The organism is Rhizorhabdus histidinilytica, from assembly GCF_900167915.1.
Taxonomy (GTDB): domain Bacteria; phylum Pseudomonadota; class Alphaproteobacteria; order Sphingomonadales; family Sphingomonadaceae; genus Rhizorhabdus; species Rhizorhabdus histidinilytica.
Window position 1 is genome coordinate 15,816 of record NZ_FUYM01000005.1, and the last position, 16,620, is coordinate 32,435.

At 69.6% G+C, this 16,620-nt stretch carries 15 protein-coding genes; 8 read left to right on the forward strand and 7 right to left on the reverse strand.

What is annotated here, in order from left to right:
- Positions 1-43: 43 nt before the first annotated feature.
- Positions 44-1,288 carry a flavin monoamine oxidase family protein gene (locus B5X82_RS12000; RefSeq protein WP_079648414.1) on the reverse strand — a complete coding sequence of 415 codons (1,245 nt, stop codon included), beginning with the start codon at positions 1,286-1,288 and terminating at the stop codon, positions 44-46.
- A 43-nt stretch (positions 1,289-1,331) separates the two neighbouring features.
- A complete protein-coding gene (locus tag B5X82_RS12005; protein WP_079648415.1) occupies positions 1,332-3,215 on the reverse strand; it encodes a CocE/NonD family hydrolase in 1,884 nt (627 codons plus the stop codon).
- Between the two features lie 186 nt (positions 3,216-3,401).
- Between B5X82_RS12005 and B5X82_RS12010 the strand changes: the two genes are divergently transcribed.
- From B5X82_RS12010 to B5X82_RS12020, 3 genes are all read left to right on the forward strand, one after another.
- A complete protein-coding gene (locus tag B5X82_RS12010; RefSeq protein WP_079648749.1) occupies positions 3,402-3,995 on the forward strand; it encodes an anthranilate synthase component II in 594 nt (197 codons plus the stop codon).
- Positions 3,996-3,997: 2 nt separating this feature from the next.
- Complete coding sequence (gene trpD / locus B5X82_RS12015; protein ID WP_176152546.1) at positions 3,998-4,990, forward strand: anthranilate phosphoribosyltransferase; 993 nt, start codon at positions 3,998-4,000, stop codon at positions 4,988-4,990.
- Positions 4,991-5,414: 424 nt separating this feature from the next.
- Positions 5,415-7,826: a TonB-dependent receptor gene (locus B5X82_RS12020; RefSeq protein ID WP_079648417.1), complete on the forward strand. Its 2,412-nt coding sequence runs from the start codon at positions 5,415-5,417 to the stop codon at positions 7,824-7,826.
- A 62-nt stretch (positions 7,827-7,888) separates the two neighbouring features.
- Here B5X82_RS12020 and B5X82_RS12025 read toward each other — a convergent pair whose 3' ends face one another.
- The 3 genes from B5X82_RS12025 to B5X82_RS12035 all read right to left on the reverse strand — a co-directional run bounded on the left by B5X82_RS12025 (position 7,889) and on the right by B5X82_RS12035 (position 9,764).
- The gene (locus B5X82_RS12025) at positions 7,889-8,509 is read right to left on the reverse strand and encodes a Yip1 family protein (RefSeq protein WP_139385093.1); all 621 of its coding nucleotides are present in this window, start codon (positions 8,507-8,509) and stop codon (positions 7,889-7,891) included.
- 77 nt (positions 8,510-8,586) lie between these two features.
- On the reverse strand, positions 8,587-9,024 hold the full coding sequence (locus B5X82_RS12030; protein WP_235862679.1) for a VOC family protein: 438 nt from the start codon (positions 9,022-9,024) through the stop codon (positions 8,587-8,589).
- Positions 9,015-9,764, reverse strand: a complete 750-nt coding sequence (locus tag B5X82_RS12035; RefSeq protein ID WP_223811092.1) for a LytTR family DNA-binding domain-containing protein — start codon at positions 9,762-9,764, stop codon at positions 9,015-9,017. The genes B5X82_RS12030 and B5X82_RS12035 overlap by 10 nt, the downstream gene beginning before the upstream one ends.
- 139 nt (positions 9,765-9,903) lie before the next feature.
- Between B5X82_RS12035 and B5X82_RS12040 the strand changes: the two genes are divergently transcribed.
- Positions 9,904-10,590, forward strand: coding sequence for a DUF2306 domain-containing protein (locus B5X82_RS12040; RefSeq protein ID WP_079648420.1), 687 nt, complete (start codon positions 9,904-9,906; stop codon positions 10,588-10,590).
- Here the strand turns inward: B5X82_RS12040 and B5X82_RS12045 are convergent.
- On the reverse strand, positions 10,494-11,057 hold the full coding sequence (locus tag B5X82_RS12045; RefSeq protein ID WP_079648421.1) for an AAA family ATPase: 564 nt from the start codon (positions 11,055-11,057) through the stop codon (positions 10,494-10,496). The genes B5X82_RS12040 and B5X82_RS12045 overlap by 97 nt on opposite strands.
- Before the next feature lie 48 nt (positions 11,058-11,105).
- Here B5X82_RS12045 and trpC point away from each other — a divergent pair, with 48 nt between their 5' ends.
- From trpC to lexA, 4 genes are read left to right on the forward strand one after another with little or no spacing between them, the layout of a single operon-like run.
- Complete coding sequence (trpC, locus tag B5X82_RS12050; protein WP_079648751.1) at positions 11,106-11,900, forward strand: indole-3-glycerol phosphate synthase TrpC; 795 nt, start codon at positions 11,106-11,108, stop codon at positions 11,898-11,900.
- Between the two features lie 3 nt (positions 11,901-11,903).
- Positions 11,904-12,389, forward strand: coding sequence for a cyclic pyranopterin monophosphate synthase MoaC (moaC, locus tag B5X82_RS12055; RefSeq protein ID WP_079648422.1), 486 nt, complete (start codon positions 11,904-11,906; stop codon positions 12,387-12,389).
- Positions 12,389-13,576 carry a molybdopterin molybdotransferase MoeA gene (locus tag B5X82_RS12060; protein WP_079648423.1) on the forward strand — a complete coding sequence of 396 codons (1,188 nt, stop codon included), beginning with the start codon at positions 12,389-12,391 and terminating at the stop codon, positions 13,574-13,576. The genes moaC and B5X82_RS12060 overlap by 1 nt, the downstream gene beginning before the upstream one ends.
- 57 nt (positions 13,577-13,633) lie before the next feature.
- Positions 13,634-14,308 (forward strand): transcriptional repressor LexA, encoded by a 675-nt coding sequence (gene lexA, locus B5X82_RS12065; protein WP_079648424.1) that lies wholly within the window; start codon positions 13,634-13,636, stop codon positions 14,306-14,308.
- A gap of 184 nt (positions 14,309-14,492) precedes the next feature.
- Here the strand turns inward: lexA and B5X82_RS12070 are convergent, their stop codons facing one another.
- Complete coding sequence (locus B5X82_RS12070; RefSeq protein ID WP_079648752.1) at positions 14,493-16,580, reverse strand: ComEC/Rec2 family competence protein; 2,088 nt, start codon at positions 16,578-16,580, stop codon at positions 14,493-14,495.
- Between the last annotated feature and the right edge of the window lie 40 nt (positions 16,581-16,620).

The window sequence follows — 16,620 nt, forward strand, 5'->3', positions numbered from 1 at the left end:
ACACCGTCATCCCGGCGGACGACGGGCGGTCCCGGCTGCCGGATCAGGCCGGCGCCAGCGTCGCCAGCACCGCGCGCGCCGCCGCGATGCCGGTGTCGAGCGCACCGTGCGCGGTCGAGAAGTCGCTCGCCGAACAGGCTTCCCCCGCGAAGAAGATGCGATCGTCGACCGGAGCCGCCAACATGGCGCGCCGGTCCGCCATGCCCGGCAACGCATGGCTGTAGCCGCCCTCGATCCACGGCGTCGCGCGCCAGGCCGACCCACCGAGCGGGGTCAGCCGGTCGCGGATGCCGCTGCCGAGCAACGCGGCCAGCTCGTCGATCGCGAAGGCCGCCGCCGCCGCCTGGCCGAACCGCTCGAGCATCGCCGCCGCACGGCCGCCGAAGAAGCCCTCGACGACCGGAAGCCCCATCGGCTGGAGCTGGTAGCTGCCGGTTTCGGCGCTGTGCGGATTGCCGATCAGATGGGCATCGCGCGGAACGTGCTCGGGCCGGTCGACCGCCAGGAAGACCTTGTCGGCCAGGCCGAGTGGCAGCACCGCCGCCGCCTCGTGCTTGTCGTCGAGAGCCGGCCGGAAAGCGAGCGCGCCCGAGGCCAGCACCGAGGTCGGCACGGTGACGATCACCCGCGTGGCGCCGATCGTGCCCGCCGCGGTCTCCAGCCGGAGGACCGGCCCGCCATGGTCGATCATCGTCACCGGGCAGCCGAGCCGGACCGCAATTCCCTCGGGCAGGGCCGCCGCGATCAGTGCGCCATAGCCCTCCCGCACCCGCCAGTTGGCCTCGCTCGCTGCCGCGTCATAGGCGAGATAGTCGCGCACCGAGACCTGCCCGAGATCGGTGCCGTTGACATAGGCCGACAGCGCCTCGGCATAGGCGTTCCATGAACAGCCGGGAAGCAGCGCGTCGGCGGCGCGGTCCGACACGGGCGGATCGGTGCGCAGCCGTTCGACGAAGCCATCGAAGGCGGTGCCCGCCGCCTTCTGCTCCTCCGCCGTAAAGCCGAGATCGCGATATTGCCGGTCCCAGCCCGGATCGGACCGGTCGATCGTGAAGCCCAGTCCCTCGCCGATCACCGCCCAATCGTTGCGCTCGGCCGAATGGAGATAGCCACAGCCGAGGTCGACCGCCCAGTCGCCGAAGCGGATGCTGTGCGCCCGGCCGCCGATCCGGTCGAGCGCGTCGACCAGCAGCAGCTTCAGACCGCGTCCCGCCAGGGTCCGCGCGGCGCCGATGCCGGCGGCGCCCGCCCCGACGATGACGACGTCATGATCCGCATCGCTGTCCATGCCTGCTCAACGCACGAACACGGCTTTGTTCAATCGACCGGATTCAATCGACCACCGGCAGCAGGATCGCGCTGGCCGTGGCACCGCCGGTCAGGATGCTCTGGGTCGCCTTGCGATAGTCGCCCGGCTTCGCCTCGAAGATGTTCGCGACATAGCTTTGCGGGTTGCGGTCGTAGAGCGGGAACCAGCTCGACTGGACCTGCACCATGATGCGATGGCCGGGCATGAAGCTGTGGTTCACGGTCGGCAGCTCGAACCGGTAATTCTCCGCCTTGCCGGGCTCCAGCGCGCGCGGCTTGTCGAAGCCGTCGACATAGCGGCCCCGGAAGATCTCCATGCCGATGCCGAGCTGGTAGCCGGCCAGCCTGGGTTCGGCGCTCATCTCGTCGGGATAGACGTCGATCAGCTTGACCACCCAGTCGCTGTCGGTGCCGCTGGTCGCGGCGAACAGGTCGACCATCGGCCGGCCGAGGATATGGACCGGCGCGGCGAGCGGCTCGGTGACGTAGGTCAGCACGTCGGGCCGCCCATCGGCGAAGCGCTGATCGGCGACCAGCCAGGGCTTCCAGACATCGGCGCTGTCCCAGTCGATCGGGCGCGGCAGGAAGGGCACCGGCTTGGCGGGGTCGGAGACATAGTCGTCCCTGCCGGCTGCGTCGGCCCGGTTCCAGTCGAGCGTCGCCCCGGCCTGGAGATAGAGCGGCTTCAGCTTGGTGTCGAAGATCGCCGCGGTCGCCTGCCAGCGGTTGCGCCCGCTGTCGTAGGTCAGCACCGGCGGGGTCGAGACGCGGGGCGCGCCGCTTTTCAGATACTGGTCGAGGAAGGGCTTCATCACGTCGCGGCGGAATTGCAGCGCGGTGTCGCCGGTGAAGCGCAGCGGGCCGAGCGCGGAGCCGTCATAATTGACCCCACTGTGCCGCCAGGGTCCGACGACGAGGTGGAGCCGCCCATCCTTGTCCTTCGGCTTCAGCGCGCGATAGACCGCCGGCGCGCCATAGCTGTCCTCCTGGTCCCACTGGCCGACGACGAGCATCATCGGCACGGTGAAGGGCCGCGCGGCGAGCAGCCTGTCCACCGCCTGCTCGCGCCAATAATCGTCATAGGCGGGATGCTCGGCCATCTTGCGCGCGACCGGGAAGGCGTCGAGCCCATAGGCGTGGGCATAGTCGCCCGCCGACCCCGCCTTCAGCCACAGCGCATAGCGATCGCCGGTGCCCGACGCGACCGGGTCGCCATCGTCCTTCGACGCCATCTGTCCGGTCAGATAATCATAGCTGTTCTGGCGGAAGGCGCCGTTGTGGAACCAGTCGTCGCCCATCCAGCCGTCCACCATCGGGCTCATCGGCACCACCGCGCGCAGCGCCGGATGCGGATCGATCGTCGCCATCAGCGTGGTGAAACCCGGATAGGAGGAGCCGGTCATCCCGACCCGCCCGTTGCTCTCGGGCAGGTTCTTCACCAGCCAGTCGATCGTGTCCCAGGCGTCGGTGGCGTGGTCGACCTTGGTGTGGTTGAGCGGCCCGCGCAGCGGCCGGTTCATCACATAGTCGCCTTCGGACCCGTTGCGCCCGCGCACGTCCTGGTAGACGCGGATATAGCCGTCGTCGACGAACTCGGCATCGGCGACCGGCAATATCTCCTCGATCTTCTGGCTCGGGTTGCGGCTGGTCGTCTTGGCGGCGTTATAGGGGGTGCGGGTCAGCAGGATCGGCGCGTTGTTGGTGCCCTTGCGCATAACGATCACCGTGAACAGCTTCTTGCCGTCGCGCATCGGGATCATCACCTCGCGCCGGACATAGTCGGCCTGCGGCGTCACCGCGTCGAAGCCCGTGGACGGGATGTCGGGGGTCATCGGCGGCGTCTGGGCGGCCGCGACGGCGGCAAATGCGACAAGCGCCACCGCGCCGAGAATATGTCGCTTGGTCATGAAAGCACTCCGAAGGGGATGTGATGCGACGCTATCCCGATCGTCATCCCGGCGAAAGCCGGGATCTCCCTGCCTTCCTGTGGCCAACGGGACAGAAGGGAAGAGAGATCCTGGCTTTCGCCAGGATGACGATAAGGAAGATAAAGTTGTTCCGCCCGCATGGCGGAGGCGCTACAGGCCGGGCGCATGATCCTCGTCATCGACAATTATGACAGCTTCACCTGGAACCTGGTCCATTATCTGATGGAGCTGGGCGCCGAGGTCGAGGTCGTCCGCAACGACGCGATCGGCGTCGGCCAGGCGATGTCGAGCGGGGCGGAGGCGTTCCTGATCTCGCCCGGTCCCTGCACTCCGAACGAGGCGGGCATCTCGCTCGAGCTGGTCGGCGCCTGCGCGGCGGCGAAGCGACCACTGCTCGGCGTCTGCCTGGGCCATCAGTCGATCGGCCAATATTTCGGTGGCCGGGTGATCCGCGCGCCCGAGCTGATGCATGGCAAGACCAGCCCGATCCTCCACGACGGCACCGGCCTGTTCGAAGGCCTGCCCTCGCCCTTCACCGCGACCCGCTACCATTCGCTGGTCGTGCCGGAGGAAGACATGCCGGCCGAGCTGGTGATCAATGCGCGTACCCCAGACGGGCAGGTGATGGGTGTGCGCCACGCGAGCCTGCCGATCCACGGCGTGCAGTTCCATCCCGAAAGCATCGCCACCGAGCACGGCCATGCGATGCTCGCCAATTTCATGCGCAGTGCCGGCGTCGCGGTGAAGGAGCGCGCCTGACCTTGGCCCGGACGCCCCTGCCCGATCCGCGCGTCCCGCTCGACCAGCACGGGGCCCATGAGGTGTTCGCGGCGATCCTCGACGGCGCCCATGACGAGGAAAGCCTGGTCGCCTTCCTCGACGGGATGAGCGCGCGCGACGAAACCAGCGCCGAGATCGCCGGCGCGGCGGCGGCGATGCGCGAGCGGATGATCCCGGTGGCAGCACCGACCGGCGCGATCGACGTCTGCGGCACCGGCGGCGACGGCGCGCACAGCCTCAACGTATCGACCGCGGTGGCGATCGTCGTCGCGGCGGCGGGGGTGCCGGTCGCCAAGCACGGCAACCGGGCGGCCTCGTCCAAGGCGGGGGCGGCCGACACGCTGGAGGCGCTCGGCCTCGACCTAGACCGCGCGTCCGACCGCGCCGAGGCGAGCCTGAACGAGATCGGCATCTGCTTCCTGTTCGCGCAGAAGCACCATCCCGCGCTCAAGCCGCTCGGCCCGGTGCGCAAGCGGATCGGCCGGCGGACGATCTTCAACCTGACCGGGCCGATCTGCAATCCGGCCGGAGTGCGCCGCCAGCTCATCGGCGTCGCCCGGCCCGACTATCTGTCGACCTATGCCGGCGCGCTCGAACGGCTCGGCTGCGACGCGGCGATGATGGTGTCGGGCGACGAACCGCTCGACGAGCTGTCGATCGGCGGACCGAGCAGCATCATCCGGCTGGGCGCGATCGGCGCCGGGCTCGAACGGTTCGAGCCCGAGGCGGCGGGCCTGGCGCGCCATCCGCTCGATGCGATCCGGGGCGGCGACGCCAGCTATAACGGTGCCGCGCTCGGCCGGCTGCTCGACGGAGAGGCCGGCGCCTATCGCGACGCGGTGCTGCTCAACGCCGCCGCCGCACTGATCGTCGCCGGCCGTGCCGCGGATTGGGCCGAAGGCATCGCCATCGCCGCCGAAGCGATCGACAGCGGACGTGGCCGAGCGCTGCTCGTCCGCTGGATCGGCTTCTAGCAAGCCACCACTCCCGCACGGGCGGGCGTCTTGCGAACCGAACCATCGTCCCGTCATTCCGGCGAAAGCCGGAACCTCCCTCCCTTTCTGTCTTCGCCGATAGCAGGCCCGACTTTCGCCGGGATGACGGGATGGGGTGTAATAGGATTACATGTTGCGAATCATTCTTATTAGCGATAGATAAAGCATGTAGTCGCATCGATGTGGCTCCTCTCCAAGGCGGCGACAGCGGCCGAGGTTTCCACGTCCCTCGGTCTCTATCACCGCGGGGCCCGGCACTGCCGGGCCCCACCTTTCCCCTTTCGATCAGTAGGGTCACTGGCGTACGCGGCGCGACGCCTCGCTCGCGAATGATCACAAATGAATTTGCGATTCATTTTCAATAGCGATAACCACCCTGCCGCAACAACAGGGAAGGACCGCAATGATCGACAAGGACAGGACGGGCAGCAGCTTTCTGGCGCTGGCCTGCATCGGTTTCATCACCAGCGCACCGGCTTCGGCGCAGACGGCGGACAAGGCGCCGGACGGCGAAAGGCGGCTTGGCGGCATGACCGTCAGCGCCACCGCGATCGACGCGGCCTCGCCAAAGGTCGAGCGGCCTGAATCGCCCAAATATACCCGGCCGCTGCTCGACACGCCGCAGACCATCACCGTCATCAACAAGGCGACGATCCAGCAGCAGAACCTGCTGACGCTGCGCGACGTGCTCAGCACCGTGCCGGGCATCACCTTCGGCGCGGGCGAAGGCGGCTTCGGCTATGGCGATCGCATCATCCTGCGCGGCCAGGACGCCAAGAACGACGTCACCGTCGACGGCGTGCGCTCGGGCGCCTTCCTCAACCGCAACGAAGTCTACAATATCGAGCAGGTCGAGGTGACCAACGGCGCCAATTCGGTGATGAACGGCGGCGGCTCGGTCGCGGGCACGATCAACCTGGTGACGAAGCGCCCGCTGGCCGACGACCAGACCATGCTGAGCGCCGGCGTCGGCACCGACGATTACTATCGCGCGACCGTCGACGCCAACCAGCGGCTCAGCGACCTGATCGCGGTGCGGATCAACGCGGTCTATCACGAGAACGACGTGCCCGGCCGCGACGTCGAGGATTACAAGCGCTGGGGCATCGCACCGGCGATCACCATCGGCATCGACGAGCCGACCAGCCTGACCCTCCAGGCCGAGCATCTCGACGACCAGGCGATGCCACAATACGGGCTACGCTATTATGCCAATAATGGCGGTTTCCTCGACGACTTCGACCGTGGCGGCTATTATGGCTTCGCCAATCTCGACCAGCAGAACAGCAAGACCAACGCGCTGCAGGCGATCTTCAGCCATGCGTTCAGCGACAGGGTGAGCATCCGCAACCTCACCCGCTACGAGAAGATCCGCCAGAACACGATCACCAGCCAGCCGAACGGCACCTTCTGCCTGGCGTCGACCGGATTGCAGCCGATGGACATCAACGGCGTCGCCGCCGCCTGCCCGGCCACCGTGCCGGCGGGCTATTATCTGCCGACCGGCGGCCGCGGCGTGCAGCGCTTCATCACCAACGAGACCCACTATACCCAGACCGACCTCAGCGCCAATTTCGACACCGGAGGCATCGGGCATTCGCTGGTGATCGGCGTCTCGGCGCTGTGGGAGGATTATCACCAGAAGCAGGGCACGCTGCCGCGCAACGCCGACGGTTCGACCCCGGCCTTCCCGCTGGTCAGCATCTCCAACCCGGGGACGACCGTCCAGGGCCCGGCCGGCTTCACCTATGGCGACAACAGGTACAACGGCCCGATCAACTTCATCCTGTCGAGCCGCAACTTCGGCACGCAGCGGAGCTATGCCGCCTATCTGTTCGACACGGTGAAGTTCGCCGACTGGTTCGAGATCAACGGCGGCGTCCGCTACGAGGACGTCAAGGGTTCGAACCGGACGCTCAGCTACGTGACCACCGCGGGCGCCGCCAATCTCGGCGACCTCAACACCGCGACCGGCCCGTTCAACTTCGGCGACAAGCTTTTCTCCTACCGCGTCGGCGCGGTGGTGAAGCCGACGCCGAACACCAGCCTCTACGTCGCCTATGGCAATTCGAAGCTGCCGTCCAAGGCCTCGGTCGACGGCGCCTGCTCCGCCGCCAATTGCCGTCTGAAGCCCGAGACGACCGAGAATTACGAGATCGGCGCCAAAGCCGACCTGTTCGACGCCCGGCTGCTGCTGACCGCCGCGATCTTCCGCAACGAGCGCAACTCGATCAAGGTCAACTCGAACGATCCGACCCTGCCCGACCAGACCCTCGACGGCGGCCAGCGGGTGGAAGGCCTGTCGCTCGGCGCGTCGGGCAACATCACCGGCAACTGGACGATCTCGGCCAACTACATGTACCTGAAGTCGAAGATCCTGCAGGGCGTGTCGAACTTCTGCCTCGCCAATCCCGGGGCGGCGGGCTGCGGCAACAGTGCCGCCTTCCCCGATCCGACGCGCGGCTATTCGCTGACCAACACGCCGAAGCATTCGGGCAGCCTGTTCACCACCTACCGCTTCGATTTCGGTCTGGAGCTGGGCTACGGCCTGACGCATCAGGGCAGCTTCCTGCTCAACCAGCCGACGCTCGCGCAGCTCACCGCCGGCAATTATGTCGGCTATCGGGTGCCGAGCTACACGATCCACCGCTTCATGGCGGCCTATCCGATCACGCCGCAGCTCAAGGCGCAGGTGAACGTCCAGAACTTCACCAACGAGAAATATGTGACGACGGTGCGCAACGCGGTCGGCGGCAGCTGGGCGCAGCCCGCCCCGACCCGGTCGGCGGTGTTCAGCCTGAACTATCAGTTCTGATGCAAAGGGGCCCGGCTTCTTCGGCCGGGCCCCTGTTTCCCCAATGTGGCGGAGATCCCGTCCTACAGGACGTGGGCGCCGACCGGCATGACCGGCGTGAAGATGCTGCCCACCGCACCGACGATCGCGCCGACCACGACGAACAGGATGATCGCGGCGATCACCGTGACGATGGTATAGGCGAGCCCCTTCTCCTTCGGCGCCTTCATCAGCACCGGCAACCCCAGATAGAGCAGGTAGAAGCCGTAGAGGCTGAGCAGTGCCGCGATCAGCGCCAGCTGCGGGATGATGGTCAATATGCCGGCAACCCAGCCGGCCGTGTTCGAATAGGCCGCGACCTTGAAAGCCTGCACCGGATTGCGCGTGCCGCCGAAGCTGGGCGCCAGCGCGTCGATGATCATCCCCAGCACATAGATGCTGATCAACGACATCACATAGCTGACGATCGCCGACGACAGCGCGGTGACGATCGGCACGCGGAACGCGACCCCCAACACCGAATAGCCGAACAACGAGCTGCCGATGAAGGTGCAGATCGCCGGGATCGCCGCGAGGACGAGCACGTAATTCTTGTAGATGTCGCCGATCGTGGACGGCTCGCCGTCGATGACGGGCCATTCGGTCTTCGGCGTGACGAGGATGTTCTTGGCCCGTTCGACAAGGCCTGCGCGCGTGGAAGCCATCGACAACCTTCCTTTCAAGGTGTCGCCCGCCCCGCGCTCATGATTGTTCAGCTTGGTGGCCGCCGCAAGCTAATTCGTTACGGCTGCTGCTCGTCGCGCGGATAGGGCCGGGTGATCGCTTCGAGCATATGGCCATCGGGATCGGTGAAATAGACGCCCCGTCCGCCGCCCAGATGGTTGATCGCGCCCGGCCGGGTCCGCGCCGGATCGGCCCAGTGGTCGAGCCCCTTCGCCCGGATGCGGCCAAGCACCGCGTCGAAGGTCGCCTCGTCGACCAGGAAGGCATAGTGCTGCGGCGCGACCCGCCCGTCCTTCTCCATGAAGTCGAGCGACACGCCATTGTCGAGATCGACGACGAGGAAATGGTGGAAGGGAACCGGCGCGGGACGCCCCAGCATCTCCGCCAGGAACCCGGCCGACCGCGCCTTGTCGCTGCACCAGATGATGCTGTGGTTGAGCTCCACCGTCATGGACCGGAGATAGGTACGGCGCGCGGGATTTCCACCTAGAACCATCCCGCCGCCTTGAGCGCCGGCGCCTGCGCCCGGCTGACCGGGGCGGTCAGCCCGCCCGCCAGGCGGGCCTCGCCGGCGCCGCCGCGCCGCCAGCGTATCGCCTCGATCGCGTCGGCGGCGGCCCACCAGCTGCGATGGAGCCGGTGGCCGTGCGCCTGCGCCAGCTCGGCCATCGCGTCGGCGAAGCGCATCGTCAGCAGCTCGACGCCCTCGTCGGTGTGGACGCGCAGATAATGGTCGTGCGCCTCGATCGCGATCAGCCGCGCGGTGCGGCGCCTGGCCGACAGGCGGCGGCGGAAGGCGGCCTCCGCCTCGGGCAGCGGCGGCGCGACCAGCGTCACCGTCTCGACCTCGCGGCGCGGCCGGCGCCAGGCGAGCGCGCGCACCGTCATCACCGGCAGCGATATGACGAAGACATGGCCGAGATTGTGGAGCCAGTGCCCGAAGCTGAGCGGATAGCCGCCGAGCCAGCTCCCGGTCGCGTCGACCAGCAGCGTCACTCCCGGCGTCATCAGGATCGAGACGACGAGCAGCCGCCACCACAGGGGCGCCAGCCGCCGGCCGACCAGTTCGTCGATCGCGATGCCGATCACGCCGCCGCCGATGATGCAGATCAGCCAGTAGAGGAAGCGCGGCCCGCCCGGCAGGTCGTCGGTGGCATAGGGGCCGATCGCGCCCATGAAGAGCCCGACCGCGGCGAGCAGCGCGGCCTCGGCGGCGATCCGGCGCCCGCGCGTCATCCCTGTCGCCATGCCGTCCAACCGGTCCTCCGGAGCCTGGGGCACCGTTCGCGCAGGGCCGGCACCATTCGCGAAAAGCAGCCTAGCCGCGCCGCCCGGAGCCCGCAATCTCACCCGCATCGCTGGGGAAGGAGGGTCGATGATGATCGGTGCGACGACAAGGCGACGAACGACGACGATGCTGCGAGCGGCCGCCGCGCTGCTGAGCGTGGCGGTGGCGCTTGTCTCCTACCGCTATCTGGCCGGGGTCGGGCCGCGGGCGCCGCAGATCCTCGCCAACCTCTTCGCCCGGCCCTGGCTCGCGCTGCATGTCGCGGGCGCGGCGACGGCGCTGCTGCTCGGCCCCGCCCAGTTCGTCGCGGGGCTGCGCGCGGCGGCGCCCCGGCTCCATCGCTGGATCGGGCGGAGCTATGTGCTCGGCTGCCTGCTCGGCGCGGTGGCGGGGCTGGTGCTCGCCTTCGGATCGACCGCCGGGCCGGTCGCGACCTTCGGCTTCGGCACGCTTTCGATCCTATGGATCGTCACCAATGTCGAGGGCTGGCGCGCCGCGCTCCAGCGCCGCTTCGCCGATCATCGCGCCTGGATGATCCGTTCCTTCGCGCTGACCTTCGCGGCGGTGACGCTGCGGCTCTATCTGCCGCTCTTCCCGCTGCTCGGCGTCGATTTCGTCGACGGCTATCGCGCGGTGTCGATCCTGAGCTGGGTGCCCAACCTGATCCTCGCCGAGCTCTACGTCCGCCGGGCGATCCCGGCGGCGGCGATCGTCGCCGCGACGAAGGCCGCCCGCTCCGCCACCGGCGCCAGCGGCAGCGCGACCAGTTCGTAACCGCAATCGGCATAGGCGCGCTCCATCGCCCGCGCCGTCGCCGCCGCTTCCTCGGGCGACTGCTTGCGCTCGGCATCCTGCGCGAAGATGGCGGGCCAGTGCGGGGCGATGAAGACCCGGCGGTTGTAGCGGTAGAGCTCGGCCGCGCGGCGGAGCGGATCGGGTACCGGCAAGCCGCACAGCGTGCGATAGCCGATCACGTCGGGAATCCCGCGATCGAGGATCACGGGCCCGGCGATCGCCCGGGCCTCGCGGTGCGAGCGCAGCTCCCAGCCGAGCATCAGATCGGCGAAGGCCGCCCGGTCGGCCCAGGGCAGCGCATCGCCGCCGATCGCGACCTGATCCTGGATGATCGCGCGGCCCGCCTCCGGCATCGTCGCATGGCCCGCCGACGCCAACGCCGCGATCAGGCTGCTCTTGCCCGATCCCGGGCCGCCGGTGACGATGAACAGATGGTCGGTGGTCATGGGCTCTCCCGTTTACCTATGCTGCGCCTGCCGCTATGCCGCCGGGCGATGAGCAACAAGCTGACCGAAATCTGCGACACCAAGCGCGATCATGTCGCCCGCCGCAAGGCGGAGACATCCTTCGCCGAGCTGACGGCGCGGGCGAAGGCCGCCGACGCGCCGCGCGGCTTCCGCGCCGCGCTCGACCGCAAGGTGGCCGAGGGCGGCTATGGCCTGATCGCGGAGATCAAGAAGGCGTCGCCCTCCAAGGGGCTGATCCGTCCCGATTTCGATCCGCCCGCCCATGCCCGCGCCTATGAAGCGGCGGGGGCGGCCTGCCTGTCGGTGCTCACCGACATGCCCTATTTCCAGGGCCATGACGACTATCTGGTACAGGCGCGCGCCGCCTGCGCGCTGCCGGCGCTGCGCAAGGACTTCATGGTCGATCCCTGGCAGGTGACCGAGGCCCGCGCGCTGGGTGCCGACGCGATCCTGATCATCGTCGCCGCGCTCGACGACGGCCAGATGACCGAGATCGAGGCCGCCGCGATCGAGCATGGCATGGATGCGCTGGTCGAGGTCCACGACATCGCCGAGCTCGAGCGCGCGGTCAAGCTGCGCTCGCGGCTGATCGGCGTCAACAATCGCGACCTGCGCGACTTCACCATCGACTTCGCGCGCACCTACGAACTGGTCGGCCACGCGCCCGAAGGCTGCACCTTCGTGGCCGAGAGCGGGCTCGGCTCCAAGGCCGACCTCGACGCGATGGCGGACCATGGCGTGGGGTGCTTCCTGGTCGGGGAATCGCTGATGCGGCAGGATGACGTCGCCGCCGCGACCCGCAAGCTGCTGACCGGCCAATAACCGATGGCTGCGACGGGCAAGCTCACCCATATCGACGCCGAGGGCGCCGCCCGCATGGTCGACGTCTCGGCCAAGGCGGAGACGAAGCGCGAGGCCGTGGCCGAGGGCCGCATCCTGATCGGCGCGGCGGCGCTCGACGCGATCCGCGCCGGATCGGTCAAGAAGGGCGACGTGCTCGCGGTCGCGCGCGTGGCCGGGATCATGGCGGCGAAGAAGACCGCCGAACTGATCCCCCTCTGCCACCCGCTGCCGATTTCCGGCGTCACCCTCGACCTCGCGATCGAGGCCGACGGCATCCGCGCCACCGCGACCGTCGCCACCACCTACACCACCGGCATCGAGATGGAGGCGCTGACCGCCGTCACCACCGCCCTGCTGACCGTCTATGACATGGCCAAGGCGCTCGACCGGGGCATGCGGATCGAAGGCGTCCGCCTGCTGTCCAAGACCGGCGGCAAGTCGGGCGACTGGAAGGCCGGGGACGCCTGATGGCGCTGATCCCGGTCGCGGAGGCGCAGGCGCGGATGCTCGCGCTGAAAGCGCCGCTGGCGGTCGAGACGGTGCCGCTGCTCGACGCCGCGGGCCGCTTCGCCGCCGGCGACATCCGCGCCCGCCGCACCCAGCCCGCCGCCGACCTGTCGGCGATGGACGGCTATGCGATCCGCTTCGCCGAGCGACCGGGGCCGTGGACCGTGGCCGGCGAAAGCGCGGCGGGCGGCGGGTTCGGCCGTGCGCTGGCGCCGGGCGAGGCGGCACGGATCTTCACCGGCGCGCCGGTTCCCGAGGGCGCCGACGCGATTCTGGTCCAGGAGGAGGCAGCGCGCGACGGCGACCGGCTGACCATGGCGGGCGAGGGACCGCCCCGGATCGGCGCGCACATCCGCCGGCGCGGCGGCGACTTCGCCGAGGGCGGCCTGCTGCTCCCCGCGGGCGCGCCGATCGGCGCGGCGGCCATCGCGCTGGCGGCGAGCGGCGGCCATGGCGCGATCGCCGTCCGTCGCCGGCCGCGCGTCGCGCTGCTGTCGACCGGCAACGAGCTGGTCGCGCCGGGCGAGCCGACCCCGGGCGCGCTGCTCCCCGCCTCCAATGGCCCGATGCTCGCTGCATTGCTGCGCAGCGACGCCTGCATGGTGCACGACCATGGCATCGTCCGCGACGATCTCGACGCGATCGGCGCGGCCTTTCATGCGATGGCGAGGGACTCCGACATCATTGTGACGACGGGCGGCGCTTCGGTCGGCGACCATGACCTGGTGCTGCCCGCGCTCGAGAAGGCGGGCGCCCGGATCGATTTCTGGAAGGTGCGGATGAAACCCGGCAAGCCGGTGATGATCGGCATGCTCGGCGATGCGATCGTGCTCGGCCTGCCCGGCAATCCGGTGTCGGCCTTCGTCACCGCGACGCTGTTCCTCAAGCCGCTGATCGCGCATCTGCTCGGCGCGGCGAACCCGGTGCCGGAGCCCGTCGTCGCGCGGCTCGCCGCGCCGCTGCCGCCGACCCAGGGCCGCGCCGAATATTTCCGCGGGCGCTGGGCCGAGGGGCGGGTGGTGCCGCTGTCGGGACAGGACAGCGCGGGGCTGTCGGCACTGGTCGAGGCGGCGCTGCTGATCGTCCGCCCGCCCGACGCGCCGGGCCTGGACGAGGGCGCGGAGGTGCCGATCTTGCCCATCGCTTGACAGAGTCCGGCCAGTTGCCTAAATGTTCTCCGTCCGTTCCCGACGAGGGCATTTGCCATGCTGACCCGCAAGCAACATGAACTGCTGTGCTTCATCAACGACCGGCTGTTGCAGACCGGCGTGTCCCCTTCGTTCGAGGAGATGAAGGAAGCGCTCGACCTCAAGTCGAAGTCAGGTGTGCACCGCCTGATCAGCGCGCTCGAGGAACGCAATTTCATCCGCCGTCTGCCCAACCGCGCCCGCGCGCTGGAGGTGCTGCGCATGCCCGAGACGGCGACCGCGAAGACCACCGCCGCCCCGTCGGGCAAGGCGAAAGCGGCCGCGCCGGTCGTCCCGCAGGCCGCGAACGAGAATGTGCTGGAGATCCCGCTGCACGGCCGCATCGCCGCCGGCCTGCCGATCGAGGCGCTGGAAGGCCAGAGCAGCCTGTCGGTGCCCGCCGCGCTGCTCGGCCCGGGCGAGCATTATGCGCTCGAGGTGGCCGGGGATTCGATGGTCGAGGCCGGCATTCTCGACGGCGACTATGCGCTGATCCGCCGCGCCGAGACGGCGCGCGACGGCGAGATCGTCGTGGCGCTGATCGCCGATGCCGAGGCGACCCTCAAATATTTCCGCCGCGAGGGCGCGATGATCCGGCTCGATCCGGCCAACCGCGCCTATGACCCGCAGCGCTACAAGCCCGACCAGGTCCGCATCCAGGGCAAGCTCGCCGGCCTGCTGCGGCGGTACTGAGCCCACCCTCCTCTCACCGCCGCCCCTGCGGAGGCAGGGGCCCATGTCTCTCATCAGCCAGATGGCATCTGAGGAGACCACAGACATGGATGCCTGCCTTCAGCCTCTGGCTGAAGTTTATCCCGAGCGCCTGCCTTGCAGGCAGTCGAGGGGCTGGCATGACGGGTGGGCTTGAACGATCCCCTCACATCCGGAAGGTCGACCAGGGATGGCGGCCGACCGCCGCCGCGACGCTGTCGATGGTGCCGCGATCGAGGTCGATGGCGAGGCCGCCGGTCCGCGCCAGCAACGGGCGGTCGATCTTGAGCCAGCGCGGCGTGCAGCCGCGCGGCAGGCGGCGCTCGCTGATCGCGATATCGGCGCCGGCGCAGGCGCGCGACAGCCGCGTCCAATCGAGCCGATAGGCGCTGCGCGTCGCGAGGATACGCCAGCGCCGTCCGCCGCGCCGGATATCGGTGACGCAGAGATCGACCGAGCACCGCGCCTGCATCAGCGCGTCGACCGGCAGCGCTTCGGCGTCGACGCCCGCCGCCTCGCCCAGCACACCGCGGATATAGTCGCCCGCGCGATCGCGAAGCAGTGCGACCCGGCCGTCGCCGAGGACGAAGGCGACATGGCGGCCGTCGCCCGTCACCAGTAGATCAGGCGTCGGCGACAGCAGCGCCCATAGCGCTCCCGCCGCGAAGGGCAGCAGGCCCCAGCGCCGTGTCCGCGTCCGCCACAGCGCCAGCCACAGCCCGCCCGCCGCCATCAGCGCGAAGGCGCCCCACGCCATGGTCGGCAACATCGCGACCGCGCCGGGCGCCGCCGCGACGGTCCGCGCGATCCACAGCAGCAGCGCGAGCGCCTGCGACACCAGCCACCAGACCGGCGCGCCGATCCCGGCGACATCGAGCAACAGCGCCAGGGCCTCCAGCGGCATGATCACGAAGGTGGTGAGCGGGATCGCGATCATGTTGGCGAGCGCGCCGTAGAAGCCCGACTTGTGGAAATGGAACAGCGCGATCGGCGCGAGCGCCGCCTCGATCACCAGCCCCGACAGCAGCAGCACCGCGAGCGCCCGGCCGAACCGCGCCGTCGTCCCTTCGTCGCGCCGCGCGGCGAAGGCGGCGATGCGCGGATGGTCGAGCGTCGCCACCAGCGCGGTCACCGCCGCGAAGCTGAGCTGGAAGCTCGGCCCCGCAAGCGCCTCGGGCCAGAGGAGCAGCACGACCAGCGCCCCGGTCGCGACCAGCCGCAGGGTGAGCGCCTCGCGCCCCATCGCGATCCCCGCCAGCACCAGCAGCGCCGCGACGCACGACCGGATCGTCGGCACCTGTGCGCCCGACAATAATGTATAGGCGATACCTGCCAGCGCCCCGGCGCCCGCCGCGATCAGCAGCAACGGCGCGCGCAGCGCGAGCGCCGGGCTCAGCGCGAGCAGCCGCAGGGTGAGCAGCAGCACCCCGCCGACCACCGCCGAGACGTGCAGCCCCGACACCGACAGCAGGTGGGCGAGCCCCGACCGGCGCAGCGCCTCGGCATCCTCCTCGGTGATCGCGCCCTGGTCACCGGTCGCGAGCGAGGCCGCGATGCCCCCGGCGCTCATCCCCGTCACCCGCGCCTCGATATGCTCCGACAGGCGCGCGCGCCGGTCGGCGAGCCAGTCGAGCGGGCCGGCTCCGCCGTCCGGCGGCGCGATCCGGGGCGGATCGAGCGCCTTGCCCGTCGCGCCGATCCCCTGGAACCAGGCGGCGCGCGCGAAATCATAGGCGCCGGGCACCGCCGGCGGCGCGGGCGGCATCAGCCGGGCACGAACCCGGATGCGCCCGCCGGCGGCGACAGGTCCGGCGAGATCGGCCTGGTCTACGTTGAGCCGGATCCGATGCGGCAGCAGCAGGCCGGCATCGGGCGCGATCGTCAGCCGGGTCAGCTCGCGCGCGGGCATCCGCTCGACCGCCTCGATCCGCCCCGCGACCTCGGTCACCACTGGCCGATCGATACGCGGCGCGGCCACCCAGTCGGCGCGCGCCCAGACCAGCAGCAGCCCGGCGATCGCCGCCAGCGCCCCGACCAGCAGCATACGCCCGGTGCGGCGGCCGGCGCCGATCGCGATCCCGCACAGCGCGATCCCGGCGAGCAACGCCAATGCCGCGAACCAGCCATTCCGATCGGGCAATACCAGCCACAGCGCGATGCCGCCGCCGAGCGCGACCGGCAGCCAGAGCGCGACCTGGTCCCGCTCCGCCTCCAGCCAGGCTTCGAGTCGCGCGGCGATGCCATGGCCGGGCATCGCACGGGCGCCGGACCCAATCGACGGCACCGCCCGGAAA